This is a genomic window from Burkholderia sp. MSh2 (assembly GCF_000731655.1).
GTDB classification, from domain to species: domain Bacteria; phylum Pseudomonadota; class Gammaproteobacteria; order Burkholderiales; family Burkholderiaceae; genus Burkholderia; species Burkholderia paludis.
On record NZ_JPGM01000008.1, the window covers coordinates 126,471 to 153,059 of the forward strand.

At 69.1% G+C, this 26,589-nt stretch carries 20 protein-coding genes and 1 pseudogene; 13 read left to right on the plus strand and 8 right to left on the minus strand.

The annotated features are described in order from the left end of the window. Positions 1-135: 135 nt before the first annotated feature. From GQ57_RS07060 to GQ57_RS07085, 7 genes and pseudogenes are all read left to right on the plus strand, one after another. Positions 136-4,335, plus strand: coding sequence for a YhdP family protein (locus GQ57_RS07060; protein WP_034197478.1), 4,200 nt, complete (start codon positions 136-138; stop codon positions 4,333-4,335). A 51-nt stretch (positions 4,336-4,386) separates the two neighbouring features. Further along, positions 4,387-5,214 (plus strand): carbon-nitrogen hydrolase family protein, encoded by an 828-nt coding sequence (locus tag GQ57_RS07065; RefSeq protein ID WP_031402178.1) that lies wholly within the window; start codon positions 4,387-4,389, stop codon positions 5,212-5,214. Between the two features lie 85 nt (positions 5,215-5,299). Beyond that, positions 5,300-6,766, plus strand: a complete 1,467-nt coding sequence (gene tldD / locus GQ57_RS07070; protein WP_031402177.1) for a metalloprotease TldD — start codon at positions 5,300-5,302, stop codon at positions 6,764-6,766. Positions 6,767-6,971: 205 nt separating this feature from the next. Further along, positions 6,972-7,127 carry a hypothetical protein gene (locus GQ57_RS43285; protein WP_162531557.1) on the plus strand — a complete coding sequence of 52 codons (156 nt, stop codon included), beginning with the start codon at positions 6,972-6,974 and terminating at the stop codon, positions 7,125-7,127. A gap of 34 nt (positions 7,128-7,161) precedes the next feature. Further along, entirely contained in the window at positions 7,162-8,235 is a 1,074-nt protein-coding gene (aroG, locus tag GQ57_RS07075; protein ID WP_031402176.1) for a 3-deoxy-7-phosphoheptulonate synthase AroG, read from the plus strand. 113 nt (positions 8,236-8,348) lie between these two features. Continuing rightward, entirely contained in the window at positions 8,349-8,618 is a 270-nt protein-coding gene (locus tag GQ57_RS07080) for a type II toxin-antitoxin system Phd/YefM family antitoxin (RefSeq protein ID WP_034197479.1), read from the plus strand. After that, positions 8,615-9,028 (plus strand): annotated as a pseudogene (locus GQ57_RS07085) (type II toxin-antitoxin system VapC family toxin). The gene GQ57_RS07080 and the pseudogene GQ57_RS07085 overlap by 4 nt, the downstream one beginning before the upstream one ends. A 23-nt stretch (positions 9,029-9,051) precedes the next feature. On the opposite strand, the gene hmpA reads toward GQ57_RS07085, so the two are convergent. Both hmpA and GQ57_RS07095 read right to left on the minus strand, forming a co-directional pair. Further along, a complete protein-coding gene (hmpA, locus tag GQ57_RS07090) occupies positions 9,052-10,260 on the minus strand; it encodes an NO-inducible flavohemoprotein (protein WP_034197480.1) in 1,209 nt (402 codons plus the stop codon). Between the two features lie 103 nt (positions 10,261-10,363). Then, complete coding sequence (locus tag GQ57_RS07095) at positions 10,364-10,915, minus strand: cob(I)yrinic acid a,c-diamide adenosyltransferase (protein WP_031402173.1); 552 nt, start codon at positions 10,913-10,915, stop codon at positions 10,364-10,366. Positions 10,916-11,088: 173 nt separating this feature from the next. Between GQ57_RS07095 and GQ57_RS07100 the strand changes: the two genes are divergently transcribed. The 6 genes from GQ57_RS07100 (at position 11,089) to proC (ending at position 18,218) form a co-directional block, all read left to right on the plus strand. Beyond that, positions 11,089-12,498, plus strand: a complete 1,410-nt coding sequence (locus GQ57_RS07100; protein WP_034197481.1) for an FAD-binding oxidoreductase — start codon at positions 11,089-11,091, stop codon at positions 12,496-12,498. A gap of 41 nt (positions 12,499-12,539) precedes the next feature. Beyond that, positions 12,540-14,033 (plus strand): FAD-linked oxidase C-terminal domain-containing protein, encoded by a 1,494-nt coding sequence (locus tag GQ57_RS07105; RefSeq protein WP_031402171.1) that lies wholly within the window; start codon positions 12,540-12,542, stop codon positions 14,031-14,033. Between the two features lie 151 nt (positions 14,034-14,184). Next, on the plus strand, positions 14,185-15,273 hold the full coding sequence (gene glcE / locus GQ57_RS07110; protein ID WP_034197482.1) for a glycolate oxidase subunit GlcE: 1,089 nt from the start codon (positions 14,185-14,187) through the stop codon (positions 15,271-15,273). A gap of 7 nt (positions 15,274-15,280) precedes the next feature. Next, positions 15,281-16,507 carry a glycolate oxidase subunit GlcF gene (glcF, locus tag GQ57_RS07115; RefSeq protein ID WP_031402170.1) on the plus strand — a complete coding sequence of 409 codons (1,227 nt, stop codon included), beginning with the start codon at positions 15,281-15,283 and terminating at the stop codon, positions 16,505-16,507. Between the two features lie 148 nt (positions 16,508-16,655). Further along, positions 16,656-17,354 (plus strand): YggS family pyridoxal phosphate-dependent enzyme, encoded by a 699-nt coding sequence (locus tag GQ57_RS07120; protein WP_034197483.1) that lies wholly within the window; start codon positions 16,656-16,658, stop codon positions 17,352-17,354. 51 nt (positions 17,355-17,405) lie between these two features. Further along, positions 17,406-18,218 (plus strand): pyrroline-5-carboxylate reductase, encoded by an 813-nt coding sequence (gene proC, locus GQ57_RS07125; protein ID WP_034197484.1) that lies wholly within the window; start codon positions 17,406-17,408, stop codon positions 18,216-18,218. Positions 18,219-18,308: 90 nt separating this feature from the next. Here the strand turns inward: proC and ubiA are convergent, their stop codons facing one another. The 6 genes from ubiA to recG form a co-directional block, all read right to left on the minus strand. Next, entirely contained in the window at positions 18,309-19,172 is an 864-nt protein-coding gene (ubiA, locus tag GQ57_RS07130; RefSeq protein WP_031402167.1) for a 4-hydroxybenzoate octaprenyltransferase, read from the minus strand. A 206-nt stretch (positions 19,173-19,378) separates the two neighbouring features. Beyond that, a complete protein-coding gene (locus tag GQ57_RS07135; protein WP_031402166.1) occupies positions 19,379-19,867 on the minus strand; it encodes a Dps family protein in 489 nt (162 codons plus the stop codon). Between the two features lie 118 nt (positions 19,868-19,985). After that, a complete protein-coding gene (locus tag GQ57_RS43290) occupies positions 19,986-20,141 on the minus strand; it encodes a hypothetical protein (RefSeq protein WP_162836109.1) in 156 nt (51 codons plus the stop codon). A gap of 102 nt (positions 20,142-20,243) precedes the next feature. Continuing rightward, positions 20,244-22,430 (minus strand): catalase/peroxidase HPI, encoded by a 2,187-nt coding sequence (gene katG, locus GQ57_RS07140; RefSeq protein ID WP_031402165.1) that lies wholly within the window; start codon positions 22,428-22,430, stop codon positions 20,244-20,246. Between the two features lie 643 nt (positions 22,431-23,073). Continuing rightward, positions 23,074-24,033 (minus strand): hydrogen peroxide-inducible genes activator, encoded by a 960-nt coding sequence (locus tag GQ57_RS07150; protein WP_031402164.1) that lies wholly within the window; start codon positions 24,031-24,033, stop codon positions 23,074-23,076. Between the two features lie 126 nt (positions 24,034-24,159). Continuing rightward, entirely contained in the window at positions 24,160-26,541 is a 2,382-nt protein-coding gene (gene recG / locus GQ57_RS07155) for an ATP-dependent DNA helicase RecG (protein WP_034197486.1), read from the minus strand. Positions 26,542-26,589 lie beyond the last annotated feature (48 nt).

Consider the following 26,589-nt stretch of genomic DNA (forward strand, 5'->3'; position numbering starts at 1 on the left):
GACGCGCATGCGTCCGCCGCGACCCCGCGCGCCGGAAAGCCCGTGCCGCACTGCCGCAACGGCCGCCGGCACGAACCCGTGTGATACATTTCAACGTCAGTCTGCAAAACTACCATATCGCCGCCCGTCCGCCGCATGTCCGACCGTCAGGAATCCGCCGTAGCAGCGCCCGAAGCGGGACCTCCGAAGCACGATCATCCGGTCCTGCGTCGCGTGTTCAAGGTGACGCTGGCAGTCGGGATCGGCACCTACTTCGTCGCGTCCGGCACGTTCCTCGGGCTGCGCTACGTCCTGCTGCCCCGGATCGACGAATTCCGCCCGCGCATCGAGCGCGCCGTGTCCGACAAGCTCCACGCGCAGCTTTCGATCGGCAAGCTTTCTCCGAACTGGTCCGGCATGCAGCCGGGCGTCGAACTCACGAACCTGACGATCCGCGGCCGCGACGGCAAGGTCGCGCTGTCGGTGCCGCACGCGACGGCCGCGCTGTCGTGGATCTCGCTGCTGCGGCTTTCGCCCGCGCTGTCGAGCCTGATCGTCGATCAGCCCGACCTGGCCATCGCGCGCGCGGCCGACGGCTCGCTGAGCGTCGCCGGCGTCGGCGTGGCGACCACCCACGGCGGCAGCGACACGTTCGGCACGTGGCTGCTGAAACAGGAGGCGATCGTGCTGCGCGGCGGCACGCTGCGCTGGCGCGACGCGCAGCACGACGCGCCGGAGCTCGTGCTGTCGGGCATCCGGCTCGCGGTGCTCAACGACGGCCGCGTGCACAAGGTCGCGCTGCAGGCGCCCGCGAACGGCACGCTGCTGCTCGGCCCGCTGGATTTCCGCGCGCGCTTCAGGCACAAGCCGCTCGCGCCGGTCGGCAAGCCGTCGAACTGGACCGGCGACGCGTACCTGTCGACGGGCCCCGTCGACCTGCAAACGCTCACGCGCTACGTCGACATGCCGCTCACGATCCACGCAGGGCGGATCGACAACGCGATCTGGGCGACCTTCAGCGATGGCCACCTGCATTCGGCGGGCGGCGACCTGCAAGGCGCCGACGTCGCGCTGCGCGTCCGCCCGACGCAGCCGCGGCTCGACGTGCCGACGGTCGGCTTCGGCTGGGACATGGCGCTCGACGCCGGCCGCGACTACACGCTGCACCTGACGCGCTTCAATGCGGAGCTCGGCCAGCCGCCGCTGCCGGACGGCACGCCGCTCGCCCGCTCGCTCGCGCTGTCGACGCTGACGGCCCGCTACCGCGTGCCGACCGCGAGCCAGGGACAGTTGCTGAGCGTCGTCGGCGACCGCGTCGATCTCGGCATCCTCAGCGAATTCATCCGCGGGCTGCCGCTGCCGGCGCGCCTGCGCAACGAGCTGATCAAGATCGACCCGCGCGGGATGGTGTCGAACTATCACATCGAGGTCGAACGCGCGAAGCCCGCGCGGGCCGATCTCGCCGACGAGGAGCGGCGCACGGGCGCCGCGCCGATCGTCCGCTACCGTTTCCTCGGCGACCTGCAGGGCATCAGCTTCGCCGCGCAGGAGCCGCCGCCCGGCCTCTCGCCGCGCGGCCACCCGCGCGCCGGCTGGCCGGGCATCGAGAACCTGTGGGGCCGCGTCGACGCGAACGAGACGGGCGGCACCGCGCATTTCGACACGGTGAACGCGGCCGTCACGGTGCCGGGCGAATTCGACGAGCCGCGCCTGACGTTCGACCGCTTGCGCGGCAACGCCAAATGGACGGTCACGCCCTCGCCCGGCGACAAGCACGCGCGCGTCGACGTGACGCTGCCCGACCTGCTCGTCTCGAACCCCGACGCCGAAATCGCGGTATCGGGGTCGTACACGAACCCCGGCCACGGCCGCGGCTCGCTCGACCTGCGCGCGGAGTTCGCCCGTGCCTCGGTGGCGCGCATTCCGCGCTACCTGCCGACCGGGATGTCCGAGCACCTGCGCGACTATCTCGGCCACGCGCTGCAGGACGGCAAGGTCACCAAGGGCGCATCGATCGTCGCCCGCGGCCCGCTCGAGAAATTCCCTTTCGAGCACGAGCCGGACGCCGGCGTGTTCCACATCGTCGCGCCCTTCACCGGCGGCCGCTTCGAGCCGACGCCGTACCCGCCGCGCAAGCTCGCGAACGGCACGCCGAGCGTCTGGCCCGCGCTCGACGGGATCGACGGCGTGTTCGAGCTCGCGCAGAACAAGCTGCGCTTCGACATCGGCCGCGCGCACTACAAGCGCGTCGTGCTGACGAAGGTCGCGGGCCGCATCGACGACCTCGGCAATCCGACCCACTCGCCGCTGATCATCGACGGCCATGCGCAGGGGCCGCTGGCCGACCTGATCGACTACGCGGACAACAGCTCGCTCGGCACGATGAGCGGGCACGTCGGCCAGCGGATCGACTCTCAGGGGCCGGCGTCGCTCGCGCTCAAGATCACGATCCCGCAGCACGTCGCCCATCCGCATACGCATGTCGAGGGCGCGCTCGCGTTCGGCGGCAACACGCTGTCGACCCGCGGCGTGCCGCCGCTGTCCGCGCTGCGCGGCAGCGTTCGGTTCACCGAGGCCGGCGCGGCGCTGCACGACCTGTCCGGGCGCTTCCTCGGCGGCCCGGTGCGCGCGAGCGGCAACTTCCAGTCGCACGGCCCGTATTCGGTCGACGTGGACGGCCAACTCGCGCTCGATGCGGCGCGCGGCCTGAACCTGCACGGCGCGGCCGCCGCGCTGCTCGAGCATGTGGTGGGCGATGCACCGTACCAGGTCGCCGTGCGCGGCGCGCCGGGCCGCCTGCCCGACATCAGCGCGCATTCGGACCTGACGGGCGTCGCGCTGAACTTCCCGGCGCCGTTCGCCAAGCCGGCCGGCACGCCGATGCCGTTCAGCTTCACGCTGCAGCCGGCGCCGCAGGCGGACGGCAAGCGCCTCGAGCATGCCGACCTCACGCTCGGCCCCGTGTCCGCCACCTACCTGCTCGACGCGACGCACGGCCAGCCGCTGCGCGCGGTGCGCGGCGCGATGGGCATCCACCGGATGCCCGACATACCGCAGGACGGCGTGAGCGCGGCCGTCGACGTCAACGAACTGGACGCCGACGCGTGGCTCGCCCTCGCCCACACGCTGCAGCCGCCAGCCCCGCGCACGCCGGAGCCGCAGGCGGCGCCGCGCGTCGATTTCGCGAGCTTCGCGCCGAAACGCTTCGCGTTCCATTTCGGCACGCTGAAGCTGCTCAAGCGCAACTGGGAAAACGTGATCGTCGGCGCATCGCACGTCGACGATCTCTGGCAGGCGAACATCGCGTCGAACCAGGTGTCGGGCTACCTGTCGTGGGCGCCGGGCGGCGGCCACAACGGTGCGGGCGTGCTGAACGCGCGGCTCGCGAAGCTCGTGATCCCGGACAGCGCGCAGCACGATCTCGTCGGCCGCGCGATGAACCTGCCGACGCCGACCGACCGGCCGATCCCGTCGATCGACCTGGTCGTCGACCAGGTCGTCGCGCGCAACCACGACATCGGCCGCCTCGTCGTCAACGCGCGCAACATCGACGAAGCCGGCACGCCCGTCTGGCAGCTCGACAAGCTGGAGCTGTCGAACCCGGCCGCGAAGCTGACGGCGACCGGCAACTGGCGCACGTCGCACCGCTCGCTCGCGCGCGGCGTCGACGAAAACGACGCGCCGCGCCGCACCGTGTTCGACTTCAAGCTCGACATCGACAACGCGGGCGCGCTGCTCGACCGCGTCGGCCTGCCGCGCACGCTCGCGGACGGTCATGGCACGGTCACGGGCAAGGTCGGCTGGCGCGGCGGCCCGACCGCGGTCGATTTCCCGACGTTCGGCGGCCAGATCGCGCTCGATCTCGAACATGGCCAGATCCTGAAGGTCGATCCGGGCGCCGCGAAGCTGCTCGGCGTGCTGAGCCTGCAGAGCCTCGCGCGCTTCCTGACGCTGAATTTCCGCGACGTGATCGGCAAGGGGCTGCCGTTCGACAAGATCACGGGCACCAGCCAGATCTCGAACGGGATCGCACGCACCGACGACTTCTCGATGACGACGGCGCCCGCGAACGTGACGGTGCGCGGCGCGGTCGACCTCGGCACCGAGACGCAGGACCTGCACGCGCACGTCGCGCCGAAGATCGGGGCCGGCACGGCCGCGATCGCGGCGGCGATCATCAACCCGCTGCTCGGCGTCGGCGTGCTGGCCGCGAACTACGCGCTGTCGGAGACGCTCTCGCGCGCCTTCGCGCTCGACTACGCGATCACCGGCTCGTGGGCGCATCCGCACATCGAGCGGGTGCGGGGCGATCAGGGTAAGATGAATCACGGTCCGGCCGATGCGACGAAGCACTGAACCGCGCACCGTGTCGGGCCGCACCCCATTTATGACCCAAACGATCCCGCGATGACCGACCACACCCGTTCCGCCACACCCTTCCGGGTCGCCGCGCTGCAGATGGTGAGCACGCCGGACGTCGCGCGCAACCTCGCGGAAGCGCGCCGCCTGATCGCGGAAGCCGCCGGCGACGGCGCGCAGCTCGTCCTGCTGCCCGAGTACTTCTGCTTCATGGGTCAGCGCGACACCGACAAGCTCGCGCTCGCCGAACCCTACCGGGACGGCCCGGTCCAGCGCTTCCTCGCGGACGCCGCGCGCCGCCACGGCATCTGGGTGATCGGCGGCACGCTGCCGCTGAAGGCGCCCGAGCCCGATCGCGTGCTGAATACGACGCTCGTGTTCGACCCGTCCGGCAACGAGGCCGCGCGCTACGACAAGATCCACCTGTTCAACTTCGAGAAAGGCGACGAGTCGTTCGACGAGGCCCGCACGATCCGCGCGGGCGAGACGGTCGTCGCGTTCGACGCGCCGTTCGGGCGGGTCGGCCTGTCGGTCTGTTACGATCTGCGCTTTCCCGAGCTGTATCGCAGGATGGGCGACTGCGCACTGATCGTCGTGCCGTCGGCATTTACGTATACGACGGGCCGCGCGCACTGGGAAACGCTGCTGCGCGCGCGGGCCGTCGAGAACCAGTGCTACGTGCTCGCGGCCGCGCAAGGCGGCAAGCACGAGAACGGCCGGCGCACCTGGGGTCACAGCATGCTGATCGACCCGTGGGGCGAGATCGTCGCGGTCCGCGACGTCGGCGCGAGCGTCGTGCTCGGCGCGCTCGATCCGCAACGCATCGCCGAGGTGCGCCAGAGCCTGCCCGCGTGGCGGCACCGCGTGCTGACCTGAATCCGCCGCGCTGCTTGAAACGCCGCCCGGCCAACCCATCTGCCCAGAAGCACCCGACAACTTTTTGAGAAACCCCGATATCCGCATGAACATCATCGAACCCGGCATCCGCAACCTCGCGCTGGCGAAGGACATCCTGCTCACGCCGTACGGCCTCGACGAAAGCCTGCTCACGCGCACGATCGCCGACATCTTCACGCATCGCGTCGACTACGCGGACCTGTACTTCCAGGCGACCCGCAGCGAAGCGTGGAGCCTCGAGGAAGGCATCGTCAAGTCGGGCAGCTTCAGCATCGACCAGGGCGTCGGCGTGCGCGCGGTCGCGGGCGACCGCACCGCGTTCGCGTATTCGGACGACCTGTCGCCGGAAGCGATCGCGCAGGCGGCCGCGGCCACCAAGGCGATCGCCGCGGCCGGCGGCGGCCGCCAGAAGATCAAGGCGGCGACGTCGCTGAAGGGCATCTCGGGCCGCGACCTGTACCTGCCGTCCGATCCGCTCGCCTCGCTCGACGCGACGGCCAAGGTCAAGCTGCTCGAGCGCATCGAGCAGATGGCGCGCGGCCGCGACCCGCGCGTCACTCAGGTGATGGCGGGCCTCGCCGGCGAATACGACGTCGTGCTCGTCGCGCGCAGCGACGGCGCGCTCGCGGCCGACATCCGTCCGCTCGTGCGCGTGTCGGTCACGGTGATCGCCGAACAGAACGGCCGTCGCGAGATCGGCTCCGGCGGCGGCGGCGGCCGCTTCGACTACGGCTACTTCACCGACGACATCCTGTCGCGCTACGTCGACGACGCCGTGCATGCGGCGCTCGTCAACCTCGACGCCCGCCCGGCGCCGGCCGGCGCGATGACGGTCGTGCTCGGGCCGGGCTGGCCGGGCGTGCTGCTGCACGAGGCGATCGGCCACGGCCTCGAGGGCGACTTCAACCGCAAGGGTTCGTCCGCCTTCGCGGGCCGGATCGGCGAGCGGGTCGCGGCCAAGGGCGTGACCGTCGTCGACGACGGCACGCTGCCGAACCGCCGCGGCTCGCTGAACATCGACGACGAAGGCAACCCGACGCAGTGCACGACGCTGATCGAGGACGGCATCCTGAAGGGTTACATCCAGGACACGCTGAACGCGCGCCTGATGAAGATGCCGGTCACGGGCAACGCGCGCCGCGAATCGTACGCGGCGCTGCCGATGCCGCGCATGACGAACACGTACATGCTGAACGGCGACAAGGATCCGCAAGAAATCATCGCGTCGGTGAAAAACGGCCTGTACGCGGTGAACTTCGGCGGCGGCCAGGTCGACATCACGAACGGCAAGTTCGTGTTCTCGGCGTCCGAGGCGTACATGATCGAGAACGGCAAGATCACCTACCCGGTGAAGGGCGCGACGCTGATCGGCAGCGGCCCCGAATCGCTGAAGTACGTGAGCATGATCGGTAACGACATGTCGCTCGACACCGGCGTCGGCGTGTGCGGCAAGGAAGGCCAGAGCGTGCCGGTCGGCGTCGGCCAGCCGACCCTGCGGATCGACAAGATGACGGTCGGCGGTACGGCATAACCGCATCGCGACGCAGACAATCCGCGCATTCTGGAAAAATCGCGCGGATTGTCCGCATTTTCGACACACCCCGGTTGCCAGCCGCCCGGTGACGGGGTATAAATTCCGAATCAACTTTTTTGACGAACCGAATCCCCGTCATGTCCGCCAAGTTTTACTTTTACTTTTTCTGGTATCTCAGACCGCTGGCGGATCGAGAGGGTTGATGGCGCGTAAAGCGCAACCGAAATTCCCGAAAAAACCGCCGGCGAACCCGGCGGTTTTTTTTCGCCCTTCGCCAACCGGTCGCCGCAGCGATCCCGCAGCCCCGACCGACACCACTGAATTGCCTGAATTGATGAATCTGCCGCACGCGCACTGACCGAACGGCGCCCCGGAACACTAGGAGAAACAGCATGCCCCCGCACAACACCGACGACGTCCGCATTCGCGAGCTCAAGGAACTGACGCCGCCCGCCCACCTGATCCGCGAATTCGCGTGCTCCGAAGCCGCGTCCGAGCTGATCTACAACGCGCGCCAGTCGATGCACCGCATCCTGCACGGGATGGACGACCGGTTGATCGTCGTGATCGGGCCGTGCTCGATCCACGACACGAAGGCGGCGATCGAATACGCGGGCCGGCTCGCGGCGGAGCGCGAGCGCTTCAAGGGCGAACTGGAAATCGTGATGCGCGTGTACTTCGAAAAGCCGCGCACGACGGTCGGCTGGAAGGGCCTCATCAACGATCCGCATCTCGACAACAGCTTCAAGATCAACGAAGGGCTGCGCACCGCGCGCGAGCTGCTGCTGCAGATCAACGAAATGGGACTGCCGGCCGCGACCGAATACCTCGACATGATCAGCCCGCAGTACATCGCCGACCTGATCTCGTGGGGCGCGATCGGCGCGCGCACGACGGAATCGCAGGTGCACCGCGAGCTCGCGTCGGGGCTGTCGTGCCCGGTCGGCTTCAAGAACGGCACCGACGGCAACGTGAAGATCGCGGTCGACGCGATCAAGGCCGCGTCGCAGCCGCACCATTTCCTGTCGGTGACGAAGGGCGGCCATTCGGCGATCGTGTCGACCGCCGGCAACGAGGACTGCCACGTGATCCTGCGCGGCGGCAAGACGCCGAACTACGACGCGGACAGCGTGAACGCCGCCTGCGCGGACATCGGCAAGGCCGGCCTCGCCGCGCGCCTGATGATCGACGCGAGCCACGCGAACAGCTCGAAGAAGCACGAGAACCAGATCCCGGTCTGCGCCGACATCGGCCGCCAGATCGCGGCCGGCGACTCGCGCATCGTCGGCCTGATGATCGAGTCGCACCTCGTCGAAGGGCGCCAGGACCTGAAGGAAGGCTGCGAGCTGACCTACGGCCAGAGCATCACCGACGCGTGCATCGCGTGGGACGACAGCGTGAAGGTGCTCGAAGGCCTGGCGGAATCGGTCAAGGCGCGCCGCGTCGCGCGCGGCAGCGGGAACTGACGGACGAAAACCGGCCGGATCGCCCCCCCGCCTGCGGGCGGGTCGGCCATCCGGTCGGGCTGCCGCCTGCGTCGGGCTCTGCCAGACCCGCTGACACTGCCTGGCCAACCCCGATGCCGACCGTCAACCTGCACGATGCCAAATCACGACTCTCCCGCCTTGTCGAGGCGTTGGAGCCGGGACGCGAATCCGAAGTCGTGATCGCCCGCAATGGCCATCCGGTCGCCCGGATCGTTCCTTATGCGGCACCGCAACGGATCGGGGCGGCCCGTCAATTGCGGGCCGGCCTGGGCATCCCGGCGACCGTCGAAGCATTCAACGTCGGCGACGCATCGATCGCCGCCGACTTCGATGCCGGCGCCGAACGAGCGCTTGCGCCGTGAAGCTGCTGCCCGACACGCATATCGCGCTCCGGGCCGCCGGACACGCCCCCCGCTTTCGTCGACCGCGACCGCGCTGATCGAGAATCCGGAGAACACGCTGTACGTCAGTGCCGCATCCATCCGGGAAATCGCGATCAAATACCGCAAAGGCAACCTGCCCGTTCGTGCGTGCAACGCGCGCCCGGCGTTTCGGTTCGCCGGTTTCGCGGAGTTGTCGATCGGCAGCGACCACATCGAAGGCATCGCCGCGCAGCCCGAATTCGGACCATGCAGATCCGTTCGACCGCTCGATGGTCGCCCACGCACGCCGTGAAGGCATGCCGCTCGCAAGTGCCGACCCGACCGACGTCATCCGCGTGACAGCGCGGACGACAAAATCAAAGCCCGGCTCACGCCGGGCTTTTTCATGAACCGCAGGTCTTGCGCACAGGCTTCACTCGAGCGCGCCCGAACCGAAGATTTCGGTATGCACGCGTTCCGGCGCGACGCCGAGCGCGACGAGCGCATCTCGCTGCGCCTTCATGAAGGCAATCGGGCCGCAGATATAGTAGTCGGCGTCCGGCACGAGCGCGAACGCCCTCAGGCGTTCCGGCGTGAGCCGGCCTTCAAGGTCGTGATCGATGCCGGCGCGATCGTGCGGGCCGACCAGCTCGTACACCACCGTGCGCGTGACGTTCGCATGCTCGCGCACCGTATCGTTCAGCCAGTCGCGGAACGCATGCACCGCGCCCGAGCGGCACGCGTGGACGAACCGGACTTCGCGCCGGCTGCCCTCGGCGATCAGCGACGACGCCATCGACATCATCGGGGTAATGCCGACGCCGCCGGAGATCAGCACGACGGGCGTCTCGACGCCGCGCTTCAGCGAAAATTCGCCCATCGGGGCGGTCACCTCGACGATCGCCCCTTCTTCCACGCCATCGTGCATCAGCGTCGACACCTTGCCGGCCGGAATGACCTCCGGCTTGCCGGCCTCGCGCTTCACCGAGATGCGCAGCCACTTGCCGTGCGGCGCATCGGACAGGCTGTACTGGCGCGGCTGGTCGACGCCGAGCTCGCCGACGAAGCGCTTCACCGTGACGTACTGCCCGGGCTCGAACGACGGCGCCGCGCCGCCGTCGGCCGGCGTCAGGTAGAACGACGTGATCTCGTCGCTTTCGCGCACCTTGCGCTCGACCTTGAACGGACGGAATCCGCTCCACGCCGCCCCCGCGTACAGATCGGCCTCGGCGCCGATCAGGATCTGCGCGAGCTGGCCGTACGCGACCCGCCACGCGTCGAGCGTGTCGGCGTCGACCGCGTCGCCGAGCACCTCGACGATCGACGCCAGCAGGTTCTCGCCGACGATCGGGTAATGCTCGGGGCGGATGTTCAGGCTCGCGTGCTTGTGCGCGATCTTCGTCACGGCGCCGCCCAGCGCGCCGAGATTGTCGATGTTCGCCGCGTACGCGTAGACGGCCTTCGCGAGCGTCTCCGGCTGGCTGCCGGTCTGCTGGTGCGTCTGGTTGAACAGGTTCTTCAGTTCCGGATGGCGCGCGAACATGCGCTGGTAGAAGTGCTTCGTGATCGTCGCGCCGTGCACGGCGAGGACAGGGGCAGTGGCCTTCACGCGAGCCATCTGGTCAGCGGTGATGTGGGTCATGTTCGTTCTCCGTTAAACATGCATACACAATACATGTTTAAGAAATCGGCGCCTCCCGGGCAAATTGTCGCAGTGCGGCAACGGGGGCGAAGGGGGCAAGGTGTCAGCGGACGCGGCCGCGCTCCCACAGCACGTCCGCGCCGCCATCGGTGCGGTTCAGCACGCGCGCCAGCACGAACAGCAGATCCGACAGCCGGTTCACGTAGCGCCGCGGCGTGTCGTTGAGCGTTTCGGTCCGCCCGAGAGCGACGATCGAGCGCTCCGCTCGGCGACACACGGTGCGGCAGACGTGCGCGAGCGACGCGGCGCGCGAGCCGGCCGGCAGGATGAATTCCTTCAGCGGCGGCAGCGTCGCATTGTAGTCGGCGAGCCAGCGGTCGAGCCGCGCGAGATGCGTGTCGTCGAGCACCGTATGACCGGGGATGCACAGCTCGCCGCCGAGATCGAACAGGTCGTGCTGGATCGTGACGAGCGCCGTGCGGACATCGTCCGGCAGCGTCTCGGCGAGCAGCACGCCGAGGTTCGAATTCAGTTCGTCGACGTCGCCGATCGCCGCGATCCGCGTGTCGTCCTTGCCGATGCGACGGCCGTCGCCCAGGCCGGTGGTGCCGTCGTCGCCCGTGCGCGTGGCGATCTTGCTCAAGCGGTTGCCCATGCGGAGGTCCTCCCGTGCTCGGCCGCGCTGCGGCCGGGTTGCGTTGGAACGCGATTATCGCAGCCCGCGGCGGCGGGCGCAGCAGGCGTTACAGCGTAGAATGGGCCGCAACCCCGCAGCACGGGAGCCGGGCCGGCGCCGACGCGTCCGCCCGGATCGACAAGGAGACGTTCGTGAATCACCCTGCCCCGCCGGCCGCCACGCGCCGGCCGCTTCCCCCCGCCATGCTCGATGCGCTGCGCGCCGCCTTCGGCGCGCGCGTGTCGACCGCCGACGCCGTGCGCGCCCATCACGGCCGCGACGAATCGCCGTTCGATCCGCAACTGCCCGACGCCGTCGTGTTCGCGCGCAGCGCGGACGACGTGCGCGAAGTCGTGTCGCTGTGCTCGCTGTACGGCGTGCCGCTGATCCCGTACGGCGCCGGCTCGTCGCTCGAAGGGCACCTGCTCGCGGTGCGCGGCGGCATCTCGCTCGACCTGTCGGAAATGAACCGCGTGCTGTCGATCAACGCGGAAGACCTGACCGTGACGGTCGAGCCCGGCATCACGCGCAAGGCGCTCAACGAGGCGCTGCGCGACACCGGCCTGTTCTTCCCGATCGATCCGGGCGCCGACGCCAGCATCGGCGGAATGACCGCGACCCGCGCGTCGGGCACCAACGCCGTGCGCTACGGCACGATGCGCGAGAACGTGCTCGGCCTGACCGCCGTGCTCGCCGACGGCCGCGTGGTGAAAACCGGCACGCGCGCCCGCAAGTCGTCGGCCGGCTACGACCTCACGCGCCTGTTCATCGGCTCGGAAGGCACGCTGGGCGTGATCACCGAGATCACGCTGCGCCTGCATCCGCTGCCCGAAGCCGTGTCGGCCGCGATCTGCACGTTCCCGTCGATGGGCGACGCGGTGCGCACCGTGATCGAGACGATCCAGATCGGCGTGCCGATCGCGCGCGTCGAATTCGTCGATGCGCTTGCCGTGCGCTCGATCAACCGCCACTCGAACCTGACGCTCGCCGAAGCGCCGACGCTGTTCTTCGAATTCCACGGCACCGAGGCCGGCGTCAGGGAACAGGCCGAACTCGTGCAGGCGCTCGCGGGCCAGAACCGCGGCCAGGGCTTCGAATGGGCGACCCGCCCCGAGGATCGCAGCCGGCTCTGGGCCGCGCGCCACAACGCGTACTTCGCGATGCTGCAGCTGAAGCCGGGCTGCCGCGCGGTGACGACCGACGTCTGCGTGCCGATCTCGCAGCTCGCCGCCTGCGTCGAGGAAACCGAGGTCGACCTGCGCGCGTCGTCGCTGCCCTGCCCGATCGTCGGCCACGTCGGCGACGGCAATTTCCACGTGGCGATCCTGATCGACCCCGACAAGCCCGAGGAAATCGCCGAAGCCGAGCATATCAACGACCGGATCGTCGAGCGTGCGCTGCGTCTCGGCGGCACCTGCACCGGCGAGCACGGCGTCGGGCTGCACAAGATGCGCTTTCTGCCGAAGGAGCACGGCGACAACGCGATCGACACGATGCGCGCGATCAAGCTCGCGCTCGATCCGCGCAACCTGATGAATCCGGGCAAGATTTTCACGTGCTGACACGGCGGCGCGACGACGCGCCCCCTGCTGCTGGAGACCTCATGAACGCTCCCGTCGAACTGTCGAGCGCGGCCCGTGCGCAGCGCCAGCGCGAAGTCGTGCAGGCGCTGATGGCCGTGCTGCCGACGCACTGCCTGCTGTACCGCGACGAAGACACCGCACCGTACGAATGCGACGGCCTGTCCGCGTATCGCCGCCTGCCGCTGGCGGTCGCGCTGCCCGAAACGGAGTCGCAGGTGCAGCGGATCGTGCAGATCTGCCGCCGCATGGAAGTGCCGATCGTGCCGCGCGGCGCGGGCACCAGCCTGTCGGGCGGCGCGCTGCCGATCGCGCTCGGCGTCGTGCTGTCGCTTGCGCGCTTCACGCGCATCGTCGAGATCGACCCGTACGCGCGCACGGCGACCGTGCAGCCTGGCGTGCGCAACCTCGCGATCTCCGAGGCCGCCGCGCCGTACGGCCTGTATTACGCGCCCGATCCGTCGTCGCAGATCGCGTGCACGATCGGCGGCAACGTCGCGGAAAATTCCGGCGGCGTGCATTGCCTGAAATACGGGCTGACCGTGCACAACGTGATGCGCGTGCGCGCGGTGACGATCGACGGCGAGATCGTCGAGTTCGGCTCGCTCGCGCTCGACATGCCCGGCCTCGACCTGCTGGCCGTGATGATCGGCAGCGAAGGGATGTTCGCGATCGTCACCGAAGTCACGGTGAGGCTGATCCCGAAGCCGCAGACGGCGCAACTCGTGATGGCGAGCTTCGACGACGTCGTCAAGGGCGGCGAGGCCGTCGCGGCGATCATCGCGTCGGGCATCATCCCGGCCGGGCTCGAGATGATGGACAAGCCGGCCACGCAGGCCGTCGAGGCGTTCACGCACGCGGGCTACGACCTCGACGCGAAGGCGATCCTGCTGTGCGAATCGGACGGCACGCCCGAAGAGGTCGCGGAAGAAATCGTGCGGATGACGGCGGTGCTGCGCGAGCACGGCGCAACCCGCATCCAGGTGTCGCGCAACGAGAGCGAGCGGCTGCGCTTCTGGTCGGGCCGCAAGAACGCGTTTCCGGCCGCCGGCCGGATCTCCGCCGACTATTACTGCATGGACGGTACCGTCCCGCGCCGCGCGATCGGCCCGCTGCTCGCACGCATCGAGCAGCTGGAAACGCGCTACGGGCTGCGCTGCATCAACGTGTTCCATGCGGGCGACGGCAACATGCATCCGCTGATCCTCTACAACGCGAACGATCCGGACGAACTGCACCGCGCCGAGCAGTTCGGCGCGGAAATCCTCGAATGCTGCGTGGAATTCGGCGGCAGCGTGACGGGCGAGCACGGCGTCGGCATCGAGAAGCTCAATTCGATGTGCGTACAGTTCTCGCCGCAGGAGCGCGATGCGTTCTTCGCGGTCAAGCGCGCATTCGATCCGGCGGGGCTGCTGAACCCGGACAAGGGCATCCCCACCCGCGCGCGCTGCGCCGAATACGGCCGCCAGCATGTGCGCGGCGGGCTGCTGCCGCACCCCGACCTGCCGCGTTTCTGAGCGTCGCGCGCGGCGTGCGGCCCGGTCCGGCGGCCGGCCCCCGGCGGCGCGGGCCGTCGGCGCGTGATACCGGGCTTAGGGATAGTCGCGATGTGGAATCGTGCCACCCCGGTACAATCGACCGAACAACAAGTCGAGGCAGCAACGGAACATGGAAGAGGACGACATCGTCGCCGGATGGGCCGAGCGCATCCGCGCGGCCAGCGCCGACGGCCGGCCACTGCGGATTCGCGGCGGCGGCACCAAGGACTGGTACGGCCAGGCGCTCGAGGGCGACATACTCGATACGCGCGCGTTTCAGGGCATCGTGTCGTACGACCCGGCCGAGCTCGTCGTCACGGTCCGCGCGGGCACGCCGCTCGCGCAGCTTGAAACGGTCCTCGCCGAGTGCGGCCAGATGCTGCCGTTCGAGCCGCCGCACTTCGGCCGCGCGGCCACCGTCGGCGGCTGCGTCGCGGCCGGGCTCGCCGGGCCGCGACGCGCCACCTGCGGCGCGCCGCGCGATTTCGTGCTCGGCGTCACGCTGATGAACGGCCGCGGCGACACGCTGCGCTTCGGCGGGCAGGTCGTGAAGAACGTCGCGGGCTACGACGTGTCGCGGCTGATGGCCGGCGCGCTCGGCACGCTCGGGCTGATGCTCGACCTGTCGATCAAGGTACTGCCGATGCCCGTCGCCGAGGTCACGCTGAAGTTCGAGATGAGCGCCACCGACGCCGTGCGCAAGCTCAACGAATGGGGCGGCCACCCGCTGCCCATCAGCGCCAGCGCATGGCGCAACGGCACGCTCGTGCTGCGCCTGTCGGGCGCCGAAGCGGCCGTGAAATCCGCGAAGACGCTGCTCGGCGGCGAAGTCGTCGACGCGGTCGAGGCCGAGCGCTTCTGGGCCGGCCTGCGCGAGCACACCGACCCGTTCTTCAACGGCATCCCGCCCGGCTATGCGCTGTGGCGCCTCGCGCTGCCGTCGATCACCGAACCGATGCATCTGCCCGGCACCCAGTTGATGGAATGGGGCGGCGCGCAGCGCTGGTGGATCACCGACGCCGACGCGCAGACCGTGCGCATGAGCGCAAAGCAGGCCGGCGGCCATGCGACGCTGTTCCGCGCGGGCGATGCGTACGACCGCAGCGCGGGCGTGTTCACGCCGCTCCCCGCCCCGATGATGAAAATCCACCGCGGGCTGAAGGCCGCGTTCGATCCCGCGCGCATCTTCAACCGCGGCCGGCTTTACCCCGATCTCTGAGGGCTCGATGCAAACGAACCTCGCCGATTTCATCCGCAATACGCCCGACGGCGACGAGGCCGACGCGATCCTGCGCAAGTGCGTGCACTGCGGGTTCTGCACCGCGACCTGCCCGACCTATCAGTTGCTCGGCGACGAACTCGACGGCCCGCGCGGACGCATCTACCTGATCAAGCAGATGGTCGAAGGCGCGCCCGTCACGCGCAGCACGCAGCAGCACCTCGACCGCTGCCTCACGTGCCGCAGCTGCGAGACGACCTGCCCGTCCGGCGTCCAGTACGGCCGGCTGGTCGAGATCGGCCGCAAGCACGTCGAGGCGCAGGTGCAGCGCCCGGCGCAGCAGCGCCTCGTGCGCCGCATGCTCGCGAGCCTCGTGCCGAACGCCGCGCTGTTCTCGCCCGTGATGCGGCTCGGCCAGCACGTGCGGCCGCTGCTGCCGAAGCGGCTGCGCGACAAGGTGCCGCCGCGCACGCGGCTGCTCGAATGGCCGCACCGCACGCATACGCGCAAGATGCTGATGCTCGGCGGCTGCGTACAGCCGTCGATGCTGCCGAACATCAACATCGCGACCGCGCGCGTGCTCGACGCGCTCGGCATCGAGACCGTCGTCGCGCCCGATGCGGGCTGCTGCGGCGCGATCCGCCTGCACCTGAACTATCACGACGAAGCGCTCGACGACGCGCGCCGCAACATCGACGCGTGGTGGCCGCATATCGAACAGGGGGTCGAGTCGATCGTGATGAACGCATCGGGCTGCGGCGCGACGGTGCTCGAATACGCCCACCTGCTGCGCGACGACCCGGCCTACGCGGAGAAGGCGCAGCGCGTCGTGGCGCTGACGCGCGACATCTCCGACGTGCTGCTCGCGTTCGAGGCCGAACTCGCGACGCTCGCGCGGCGCCGCGCGATCCATACGGTCGCGTACCACCCGCCGTGCACGCTGCAGCACGGCCAGCAATCGCGCGGCAAGGTCGAACGCCTGCTCGAGACGCTCGGCATCGACGTGCGGCTGCCGGCCGACAGCCACCTGTGCTGCGGCTCGGCCGGCACCTATTCGCTGACGCAGCCGTCGCTGTCGTACCGGCTGCGCAAGCAGAAGCTGCTGAAACTGCAGGCGCTCGAGCCGCAGATGATCGTCTCCGGCAACGTCGGCTGCATCGCGCATCTGCAAAGCGGCACGCAGATCCCGGTCGCCCACTGGGTCCAGCTCGTCGAGCATCTGCTGTACGGTTGACGCCGCTTCACGGCGATGACGGACGCGCGCCGGCGCCGGGCTCCGCGCGCGGCGTCCGTATAATGGGCGGACCGATGCGCCGCGTAACGCGGCGCCTCCGCTTCATGCCCGCTTCATGTCCGCTTCCGTGCCTGTCCTCGTGCCCGTCATGTCCGATCTCGCCGCCCGACTCGAATCCGTTCATCGCCGCATCGCCGACGCCGCCCGCGCGGCCGGCCGCGACCCCGCCACCGTTTCGCTGCTCGCCGTCTCCAAGACGTTTCCCGCCGCCGACGTGCGCGCCGCGCACGCGGCCGGGCAGCGCGCCTTCGGCGAAAACTACGTGCAGGAATCGATCGACAAGATCGACGCGCTCGCCGACCTGCGCGCCCAGCTCGAATGGCATTTCATCGGGCCGCTGCAGTCGAACAAGACGCGCCCGGTCGCCGAGCGCTTCGACTGGGTCCATTCGGTCGACCGGCTGAAGATCGCGCAGCGCCTGTCGGAACAGCGCCCCGCGCACCTGCCGCCGCTCAATGTGTGCGTGCAGGTGAACATCAGCGGCGAGGCGTCGAAGAGCGGCGTCGCGCCGGCCGACGTGGCGGAAGTCGCGCGCGCGGTCGCCGCCCTGCCGTCGCTGCGGCTGCGCGGCCTGATGGCGATTCCCGAACCGGCCGGCGATACCGCTGCGCAGCGTGCGCCCCATCGCGCGCTGCGCACGCTGTTCGACGCATTGCGCGCGGACGGCCTGCCGCTCGACACGTTGTCGATGGGCATGTCCGCCGATCTCGACGCGGCCGTGCTCGAAGGCGCGACGATCGTGCGCGTCGGCACCGCGATCTTCGGCGCGCGCGATTACGCGCACTGAGCGCCGCCCCTTTTCCGCCTTTCCGTTCACTCACTCGCTCAATCGGACATCATGAAAATCGCATTCATCGGCGGCGGCAACATGGCCGCGGCCCTGATCGGCGGCCTGATCAAGCGCGGCGTCGCCGCGGACGGCCTGTATGCCATCGACGTCAACGAGGACGTCCGCGCGCGCGCCGCGCAGCAATTCGGCGTGCGCACCGGCGCGGCCGCCGACGCGACGCTCGCCGGCTACGACGCGATCGTGCTCGCGGTGAAGCCGCAGGTGCTCAAGGATGTCGCGCAAGCGCTGGCGCCGCACCTGAAGTCGCAGCTCGTGATCAGCATCGCGGCCGGCATCCGCGGCACCGATCTCGCCCGCTGGCTCGGCGGCTACGCGCGCGTCGTACGCACGATGCCGAACACGCCCGCGCTCGTCGGCATGGGCGTGACCGGGCTCGCCGCGCTGCCGGGCGTCGATGCGACGGGCCGCGAACTCGCGTCGAACGTGCTCGGCGCGGTCGGCGAGATCGTATGGTTCGACGACGAATCGAAGCTCGACGCCGTCACGGCCATTTCGGGCAGCGGCCCGGCGTACGTGTTCTATTTCATCGAAGCGCTGCAGGAAGCCGCGCGCCAGCTCGGCATGAACGACGAACAGGGCCGCGCGCTCGCGGTCGCGACGTTCACCGGCGCCGCGCAGCTCGCCGCGCAATCGGGCGAACCGGCGAGCGTGCTGCGCGAGCGCGTGACGTCGAAGGGCGGCACGACGGCCGCCGCGCTTGCGTCGTTCGACGCGCAGGGCGTAAAGGAGGCGATCGTGCGCGGCGCGCTCGCGGCCGAGGCCCGCGCCAGGGAAATGGGTGACGAACTCGGCCGCGCGTAGGCGCGGCGACATCCGCCGGCGCGCCGGCGCCCGACGTAAAAAAAGCGGCCGTCAGGCCGCTTTTTTTTCAGGCGCAGCGCGCGGCCGCGTTCAGTTGCCGGCCAGCAGGTAATGGGCGGCGATGCCCGCGAACAGCACGCCGCCGAGCCAGTTGTTGTGGCGAAATGCCGCGAAGCACGGCATCCGCTCGCGGCCCTTGATCAGCGTGTAGTGATACAGCGCGCAGCCCGCCGCCGCCGCCCAGCCGGCCCAGTACGCGAGACCGAAGCCGAGCGTCACGCCGATCCACACGTAGATGCCGAGCGTCGCCGCATAGCACGCCATCACGGCCGCGACGTCGAAGCGGCCGAAGGTCAGCGCCGACGTGCGGATCCCGATCTTGATGTCGTCGTCGCGATCGACCATCGCATACTCGGTGTCGTACGCGACCGACCAGAAGACGTTCGCGACCAGCATCACCCACGCGATCGCCGGCACCGTGTCCTGCACGGCCGCGAACGCCATCGGAATGCCGAAGCCGAACGCGATGCCGAGATACGCCTGCGGAATCGCGAAGAAGCGCTTCATGAACGGATAGGAGCCGGCGACGAACAGCGCGACGACGGACAGCTCCTTCGTCAGCGTGTTGAGCGGCAGGATCAGCAGATACGAGATGAATGCGAGCGCGACGGCGATCGCGACGGCCTCCCATGCGCGGATCTTGCCGGACGTCAGCGGCCGGTCGGCGGTGCGCTTCACGTGGCGGTCGAAATCGCGGTCGGCGTAGTCGTTCATCGCGCAGCCGGCCGAGCGCATCAGCAGCGTGCCGAGCGAGAAGATCACGAACAGCGACCAGCGCGGATGGCCGTCCGACGCGATCCACAGCGCATTCAGCGTCGGCCAGAGCAGCAGCAGGCTGCCGATCGGCTTGTCCATCCGGACAAGCCGCAGATACAGGGGGAAGCGGGCAAGCATGGCGAAGCACCGGGAAGATAACCCCGGCATTTTAGAGCCGAGCGGCGCTTCGCGTCATGTCGCGGCCGCCCGGGGCCTGCCGCCGGCGACGGCAGACGAGCCGCCAGCGCCCGTCCCGTAAGGCCGCGCCGTGCCGCACGTCAATCAAGGGACTGATTCGATCCGGCCCGCACCGGAGCGGCCGGCCCTGCGCGGCGATGCCGCGCCTACGCCAGCAGCGACCGCAGCATCCACGCGGTCTTTTCATGCGTCTGCAGACGCTGGGTCAGCAGGTCGGCGGTCGGCTCGTCGCTTGCCGCGGCGGCGACCGGAAAGATTTCGCGCGCGGTGCGCACGACCGTCTCGTGCCCTTCGACGAGCTGGCGGATCATCTCTTCGGCCGCCGGCACGCCGTTCGCTTCCGGCACCGACGACAGTTTCGCGAAATCGGCGAATGTGCCCGGCGCGACGACGCCGAGCGTGCGAATCCGCTCCGCGACCGAATCGACCGCGAGCCACAGTTCGTTGTACTGCGCCTCGAACATCAGGTGCAGCGTATTGAACATCGGGCCCGTGACGTTCCAGTGGAAATTGTGGGTCTTCAGGTACAGCGTGAACGTATCGGCAAGCAGGCGCGACAGGCCTTCCGCGATCTTCCTGCGGTCCTTGTCGCCGATGCCGATGTTGATCTGTGCGGCGTTGCGCTTTCTCGACATGCTATGGACTCCTTATCCAGTGCACCGGAACGCACCCGGCGAATCCGGCGACCTTCCTGTTCCTGCATTGACCGCACGCGCGGCGCGCGCCGGCAGCATGGCGCACCGGGCGCCGGACTCAGGCGGCCGCGATCGCGCGCAGCGCCTGCGACACCAGTTCGGCCGCGCCGCCGATGAGGATCGCGAACCCGACCACGCGCCGCACGATCCCGGCCGGCGCGCGCACCCTCGGCGCCGCCAGCGCGGCGCGCATGTTCAACATCATTTGCGTCATGATCGTCACTCCTTCGACAAAACCCCTGCTCTGGAAGAAACGGCCGGCCGGATGGCCGGCCGTTTCCCGTTACTGCATGGCCGCCCTACCGCGCGGCGACGCTCACGCGAGGTCGAAGCGGTCGAGGTTCATCACCTTGTTCCAGGCCGCGACGAAGTCGCGCGCGAACTTCTCCTTCGCATCTGCGCTGCCGTACACCTCGGCCAGCGCGCGCAGTTGCGCGTGCGAGCCGAAGATCAGGTCGACCCGCGTGCCGGTCCACTTGACCTTGCCCGTCGCCCGGTCGCGCCCTTCGAACACGTCGTTCGCGGCCGACACCGGCTTCCATTCCGTGCCCATGTCGAGCAGGTTCACGAAGAAGTCGTTCGTCAGCGCTTCCGGACGATCGGTGAACACGCCATGCTTCGCGTCGCCGACGTTCGTGCCGAGCACACGCAGGCCACCGACGAGCGCAGTCATCTCGGGCGCGCTCAGCGTCAGCAGTTGCGCCTTGTCGACCAGCAGCGCCTCGGCCGGCGTCTTGTACGCGTGCTTCAGGAAGTTGCGGAAACCGTCCGCAACCGGCTCGAGCACGGCCATTGCGTCGATATCGGTCTGTTCCTGCAGCGCATCCGCGCGACCCGGGGCGAACGGCACCGTCACCGCGACGCCCGCGTTCTTCGCGGCCTGCTCGACGCCGGCCGCACCGCCCAGCACGATCAGGTCGGCGAGCGACACCTTCTTGCCGCCCGTCTGCGCGTCGTTGAACGCCTTCTGCACGCCCTCGAGCGTCGCGAGCACCTTCGCGAGTTCGGCCGGACGGTTCACTTCCCAGTCCTTCTGCGGCGCGAGGCGAATCCGCGCACCGTTCGCGCCGCCGCGCTTGTCCGAACCGCGGAACGTCGCCGCCGACGCCCAGGCGGTCGACACGAGCTGCGACACCGACAGGCCCGATGCCAGCACCTTCGCCTTCAGCGCGGCGACGTCGGCATCGTCGATCAACGGGTGGTCGACGGCCGGGATCGGGTCCTGCCACAACAGCTGCTCGGCCGGCACATCCGGGCCGAGATAGCGGGCACGCGGGCCCATGTCGCGGTGCGTGAGCTTGAACCAGGCGCGCGCGAACGCATCGGCGAACTCGGCCGGGTTCTCGTGGAAGCGGCGCGAAATCTTCTCGTAGGCCGGATCGAAACGCAGCGACAGGTCGGTCGTCAGCATCGTCGGGCGATGCTTCTTCGACGCGTCGTAGGCATCCGGAATCACGTCGCCGGCATCCTTCGCGACCCACTGGTGCGCGCCGGCCGGGCTCTTCGTCAGTTCCCACTCATAGCTGAACAGGTGCTTGAAGAAGTCGTTGCTCCACTGCGTCGGCGTCGACGTCCACGTGACTTCGAGGCCGCTCGTGATCGTATCCGCGCCCTTGCCCGTGCCGAACGTGCTCTTCCAGCCGAGGCCCTGCTGCTCGAGGCCGGCCGCTTCCGGCTCGGGACCGACGTTCGAGGCCGGGCCGGCGCCGTGCGTCTTGCCGAACGTGTGGCCGCCCGCGATCAGCGCGACCGTCTCTTCGTCGTTCATCGCCATCCGCGCGAAGGTCTCGCGGATGTCATGCGCGGCGGCGACCGGGTCGGGGTTGCCGTCCGGACCTTCCGGGTTCACGTAGATGAGGCCCATCTGCACCGCGGCGAGCGGGCTTTCGAGGTCGCGCTTGCCCGTGTAGCGGCTGTTCGGGCCGCCGCTCAGTTCCAGCCAGATCTTTTCCGAACCCCAGTAGACGTCGTCCGGTTCCCACGTGTCGACGCGGCCGCCGGCGAAACCGAAGGTCTTGAAGCCCATCGATTCGAGCGCGACGTTGCCGGTCAGGATCAGCAGGTCGGCCCACGAGATGTTGCGGCCGTACTTCTGCTTGATCGGCCACAGCAGGCGGCGCGCCTTGTCGAGGCTCACGTTGTCCGGCCAGCTGTTGAGCGGCGCGAAGCGCTGCTGCCCGCCACCCGCGCCGCCGCGGCCGTCGGCCGTGCGGTACGTGCCGGCGCTATGCCACGCCATGCGGATGAACAGGCCGCCGTAGTGGCCGAAGTCGGCCGGCCACCAGTCCTGCGACGCCGTCATCAGCGCATGCAGGTCCTTCCGCACCGCCGCGAGATCCAGCTTCCCGAATGCCTCGGCGTAGTCGAAATCCTTGTCCATCGGATCGGACAGCGCCGAATGCCGGTGCAGGATGTTGAGGTTCAGCTGATTCGGCCACCAGTCCTTGTTCGTCGTGCCGCCGCCAGCGGTGTGGTTGAACGGGCACTTCGTTTCGTTCGACATGCGATTTCTCCTTGGCTTGCTCGTCTGCCTCCATCGGTCCGCTCCGGCGTCATGCCGGGTGCGGTTCGTGGAGTGTCATTGCGGGGATGGGAAACGGAACAGGTCGGTCCTCCTGTCGTACTACGGGGTGTCGTGCGCGGCGATCGGCGTGCGCTCCCTCGGCGTGGCGCCGCCAGCGGGGCGCCCGGGAAAACGGCTGCCGGCCGGGGCCGCGCCGGTGGTGCGGGGGGTGTTCCAGCTTTCGGACATGCGATGCTCCCTCATGGCTAGACGTCGGTGAATCGGGGGAACAGGAAACCGGCGTGCGGGCGACGTTCAGCCACCATACACGCGGTCCGCCAGGTACGCGAACGCAATCGGACGCAGGCTGCGAACCACCGACCTGGCGCGATGTACGACCGCGTCGCGCGACGGGATGTTCCGCTGCGCGTGCTGCAATACCGACCGCATCATGACATCCTCCTTTGACGCTTGCATTCCACGTGCAGACCGGGCGCCGACACGACGCCGATCCATGTAGAGCATTCTATCTACATCTATCAATAATTTAAATTTAATAAATTTTATCTATGTGATAGAGAAAAATAAACGGGGTCGCAAGACCCCGTTCATCGTACCGCCACGCCTGCGTGCTACCGCCCGCTCAGTTCATCGTGGCCGGCATGTCGAGCTTCGCGACGCCCGGCAGATCGCACGCGGAAATCGCGTCGCTGATCGCGTCGATCGCGGGCATCCGCGTGAAGCTCTTGCGCCATACGAGCACGACGCGGCGGTCGGGCACCGGTTCGTTGAACGGCACGTACGACAGCAACTCGGCATCGGGGCCGTTCGCGCGCGGGCCGATCTCGGCGACCGACATGCGCGGCAGCACGGTGATGCCGACGCCGCTCGCGACCATGTGGCGGATCGTCTCGAGCGACGAGCCCTCGAAGGTCTTCTGGATGCCGTCGGCGGTCTGCGAGAAGCGCATCAGTTCCGGGCACACGCCGAGCACGTGATCGCGGAAGCAGTGGCCGTTGCCGAGCAGCAGCATGGTTTCCTGCTTCAGGTCCTCGGCATCGATCTCGGCGCGCTTCTCCCACGGATGGCCCGCAGGCAGCGCGACGACGAACGGCTCGTCGTACAGCGGCCGCACCATCAGGCCGGTTTCCGGGAACGGCAGCGCCATGATCGCGGCGTCGATCTCGCCCTGCTTCAGCAGTTCGAGCAGCTTCAGCGTGTAGTTCTCCTGCAGCATCAGCGGCATCTGCGGGACCCGCTGGATCATCTGCTTGACGAGCGTCGGCAGCAGGTACGGCCCGATCGTGTAGATCACGCCGAGACGGAACGGCCCGACCAGCGGATCCTTGCCCTGCTTCGCGATCTCCTTGATCGCGAAGGTCTGCTCGAGCACGCGCTGCGCCTGCGTGACGATCTGGTCGCCGATCGGCGTTACGCTCACCTCGCTCGCGCCGCGCTCGAAAATCTGCACGTTGAGCTCGTCTTCGAGCTTCTTGATCGCCACCGACAGCGTCGGCTGGCTCACGAAGCAGGCTTCGGCCGCGCGGCCGAAATGCCGTTCGCGCGCGACCGCGACGATGTATTTCAATTCAGTCAGCGTCATTGTGGGTCAATCAGGGATATACATGCGATAGGTTTAATTTATACACCCTGTGACACCGGTTCGCCAAGTTCTCTGTATATCGGAATACGTCGAACGGCCGTTTCAAACCCGGCCTCAGCCTGCGGATCAGGCCTTCAGGTACTGTTCCCGCGCGCCGAGCCAGCGCGCGAGATGCTGCGTGACGACGCCGGGGTACGCGGCGATCAGCCGCGTCGCGGCTTCGCGGGCCGGATCGATCAGCCAGCCGTCGGTCTCGAGGTTCGCAAAACGCAGCATCGCCGCGCCCGACTGGCGCGCCCCCAGGAATTCGCCGGGGCCGCGGATCTCGAGGTCGCGGCGGGCGATCTCAAAGCCGTCGGTCGTCTCGCGCATCGTCTTCAGCCGCTCGCGGCCGGCGATCGACAGCGGCCCCGTGTACAGCAGCACGCACACCGACGCCGCGGTGCCGCGCCCGACGCGGCCGCGCAGCTGGTGCAGCTGCGCGAGGCCGAAGCGTTCCGCGTGCTCGATCACCATCAGCGATGCGTTCGGCACGTCGACGCCGACCTCGATCACGGTCGTCGCGACGAGCAGCTGCACCTCGTTGCGCGTGAACGCGTCCATCACGGCCGCCTTGTCGGCCGGCGACAGCCGGCCGTGCACGAGCCCGACCTTCAGCTCGGGCAGCGCGGCGGCCAGCGTCTCGTAGGTCTCGACGGCCGTCTGCAGCTGCAGCGTCTCGCTCTCCTCGATCAACGGGCAGACCCAGTACACCTGGCGCCCCGTCAGCGCCGCCTCGCGCACGCGGGCGATCACCTCCTCGCGCCGCGCGTCGCCGACGAGACGCGTCAGCACGGGCGTGCGGCCCGGCGGCAGTTCGTCGATCGTCGAGACCTCGAGATCCGCGTAGTACGTCATCGCGAGCGTGCGCGGAATCGGCGTGGCCGACATCATCAGTTGGTGCGGCTGGAAATCGCGGGCGCCGTTGGCCGCGTTCGCGGCCTTCGCGCGCAGCGCGAGCCGCTGCTCGACGCCGAAGCGGTGCTGCTCGTCGACGATCACGAGGCCGAGCCGCGCGAATTCGACCGTGTCCTGGATGATCGCGTGCGTGCCGATCACGAGCTGCGCGGTGCCCAGCGCGGCCGCCTCGATCGCCGCCCGCTTCTCCTTCGCCTTCAGGCTGCCCGCGAGCCACGCCACCGTGACGCCGAGCGGCTCGAGCCACGCGCGCAACTTGCGTGCGTGCTGTTCCGCGAGGATTTCGGTAGGCGCCATCAGCGCGGCCTGGTAGCCGGCGTCGATCGCCTGCGTGGCGGCCAGCGCCGCGACGACGGTCTTGCCGCTGCCGACGTCGCCCTGCAGCAGGCGCTGCATCGGGTGCGCGAGCGTCAGATCCTGCGCGATCTCGTCGACGACGCGCGACTGCGCGCCCGTCAGCGTGAACGGCAGCGCCGCGTAGAACCGGGTCGTCAGCGCATCGGCATCGCTCGCCGTGCGGCGCGGCATCGCGGGCGCCGCGCGCGTGCGGCGCTCCTCGTGCGCGCGCTTGAGCGACAGTTGCTGCGCGAGCAGTTCCTCGAACTTGATGCGCGTCCACGCCGGATGCGAGCCGTCCATCAGCGCGGCCTCGTCGGAATCGACGCCCGGATGGTGCAGGATGCGCACCGCCTGCTCGAGCGACGGCACGCCGAGCGGCTTCAGGTAATCGCGCTCGATCTCGGGCGGCAGCAGCTCGGGCAGCGGCGTGCGCTCGACCGCGTTCTCGATCGCCTTGCGCAGATAGGCCTGCGACACCCCGGCCGTGCTCGGATAGACGGGCGTGAGCACCTGCGGCAGCGGCGCATCCGCCTCGACGACGCGCACCGCCGGATGCACCATCTCCATCCCGAAGAAGCCGCCGCGCACGTCGCCGCGCACGCGCAGCCGCTGGCCGACGGCCATCTGCTTGACCTGCGAGCCGTAGAAATTCAGGAAGCGCAGCACCAGGTGCTCGCCATCGTCGTCCTGGATCTTCACGACGAGCTGGCGGCGCGGCCGGTACGCGACCTCGTTGTCGAACACGACGCCTTCGGCCTGCGCGATGCCGCCCGGCAGCAGCTCGCCGATCGGCGTGAGCGTGGTTTCGTCCTCGTAGCGCATCGGCAGATGCAGCACGAGATCGATCGAACGCGTGAGGCCGAGCTTCGCGAGCTTGTCGGCGGTCTTCACGGGCTTGTCGGCGGCGGCCTTTTTCTTGCGCTTCGCGCCGGCCGCTCCCGCTGCGTCGCCCGCGGCGGCGTGTTCGGCGTCGGGCGCCGCGTCGGCCGCGGCCGGCTGCGCGAGCCGCCCGTCGGCGCCGCGCTTCGGGCCGGCGCGGCGCGGGGCGGCCCGCTCCGCCGCGTCGCGCTCGCCCGCGCCAGGTTCCGCCGGACCGTGCGCCGCCACGTCGCGCTCTCCCGCGCCGCGCGCGGGTAACACCCCATCCTCCGCGTCGAACGGATCGGCGGAATCGGCAACGGCAGCGGAGGAACGGCGTGGTGACACAGGCATCGGATCGTCTGGGTGCTTCGCAAGGCAAGTACAATAGCGGCTTTCACG

Excerpts from the sequence above, each read along its gene's own strand:
- GQ57_RS07060 (WP_034197478.1), top strand. The coding sequence starts at position 136 with ATGTCCGACCGTCAGGAATCCGCCGTAGCAGCGCCCGAAGCGGGACCT.
- GQ57_RS07065 (WP_031402178.1), top strand. The coding sequence starts at position 4,387 with ATGACCGACCACACCCGTTCCGCCACACCCTTCCGGGTCGCCGCGCTG.
- tldD (WP_031402177.1), top strand. The coding sequence starts at position 5,300 with ATGAACATCATCGAACCCGGCATCCGCAACCTCGCGCTGGCGAAGGAC.
- GQ57_RS43285 (WP_162531557.1), top strand. The coding sequence starts at position 6,972 with ATGGCGCGTAAAGCGCAACCGAAATTCCCGAAAAAACCGCCGGCGAAC.
- aroG (WP_031402176.1), top strand. The coding sequence starts at position 7,162 with ATGCCCCCGCACAACACCGACGACGTCCGCATTCGCGAGCTCAAGGAA.
- GQ57_RS07080 (WP_034197479.1), top strand. The coding sequence starts at position 8,349 with ATGCCGACCGTCAACCTGCACGATGCCAAATCACGACTCTCCCGCCTT.
- hmpA (WP_034197480.1), bottom strand. The coding sequence starts at position 10,260 with ATGACCCACATCACCGCTGACCAGATGGCTCGCGTGAAGGCCACTGCC.
- GQ57_RS07095 (WP_031402173.1), bottom strand. The coding sequence starts at position 10,915 with ATGGGCAACCGCTTGAGCAAGATCGCCACGCGCACGGGCGACGACGGC.
- GQ57_RS07105 (WP_031402171.1), top strand. The coding sequence starts at position 12,540 with ATGAACGCTCCCGTCGAACTGTCGAGCGCGGCCCGTGCGCAGCGCCAG.
- glcE (WP_034197482.1), top strand. The coding sequence starts at position 14,185 with ATGGAAGAGGACGACATCGTCGCCGGATGGGCCGAGCGCATCCGCGCG.
- glcF (WP_031402170.1), top strand. The coding sequence starts at position 15,281 with ATGCAAACGAACCTCGCCGATTTCATCCGCAATACGCCCGACGGCGAC.
- GQ57_RS07120 (WP_034197483.1), top strand. The coding sequence starts at position 16,656 with ATGTCCGATCTCGCCGCCCGACTCGAATCCGTTCATCGCCGCATCGCC.
- proC (WP_034197484.1), top strand. The coding sequence starts at position 17,406 with ATGAAAATCGCATTCATCGGCGGCGGCAACATGGCCGCGGCCCTGATC.
- ubiA (WP_031402167.1), bottom strand. The coding sequence starts at position 19,172 with ATGCTTGCCCGCTTCCCCCTGTATCTGCGGCTTGTCCGGATGGACAAG.
- GQ57_RS07135 (WP_031402166.1), bottom strand. The coding sequence starts at position 19,867 with ATGTCGAGAAAGCGCAACGCCGCACAGATCAACATCGGCATCGGCGAC.
- GQ57_RS43290 (WP_162836109.1), bottom strand. The coding sequence starts at position 20,141 with ATGACGCAAATGATGTTGAACATGCGCGCCGCGCTGGCGGCGCCGAGG.
- katG (WP_031402165.1), bottom strand. The coding sequence starts at position 22,430 with ATGTCGAACGAAACGAAGTGCCCGTTCAACCACACCGCTGGCGGCGGC.
- GQ57_RS07150 (WP_031402164.1), bottom strand. The coding sequence starts at position 24,033 with ATGACGCTGACTGAATTGAAATACATCGTCGCGGTCGCGCGCGAACGG.
- recG (WP_034197486.1), bottom strand. The coding sequence starts at position 26,541 with ATGCCTGTGTCACCACGCCGTTCCTCCGCTGCCGTTGCCGATTCCGCC.